The 304-nt window shown below is 82.9% G+C and carries 1 protein-coding gene; it reads left to right on the top strand.

Translation table 11 applies throughout. The features are described 5' to 3' along the window. Nucleotides 1–304, top strand: a 304-nt coding sequence (locus PUR56_RS01640) for an E3 binding domain-containing protein (RefSeq protein ID WP_329947545.1), incomplete at both ends; no start/stop codon positions are given.

The following is a 304-nucleotide window of genomic DNA, read 5'->3' as shown; positions in this document are numbered from 1 at the left end:
GGCTCCGGCCCCGGCTCCGGCCGCACCGGTCGCCGCTCCGGCCCCGGCTGCCCCGGCTGCCCCGGCTCCGGCTCCGGTCGCTGCCCCGGCTCCGGTCGCTCCGGCTGCCCCGGCTCCGGCCCCGGCTGCCCCGGTCGCCGATCCGGCTGCCCCGGCCCAGGCCGCGCCGGCCGCCCCGGTGGTCGACGCCGGTGACGCCTACGTCACCCCGCGGGTCCGCAAGCTCGCCGCCGAGCAGGGCGTCGCGCTGGCCTCCGTCACCGGGACCGGTGTCGGCGGCCGCATCCGCACGCAGGACGTCCTG

Source organism: Streptomyces sp. BE303 (genome assembly GCF_036290945.1).
Lineage (GTDB): Bacteria > Actinomycetota > Actinomycetes > Streptomycetales > Streptomycetaceae > Kitasatospora.
This window is presented reverse-complemented; position numbering and strand designations above follow the sequence as displayed.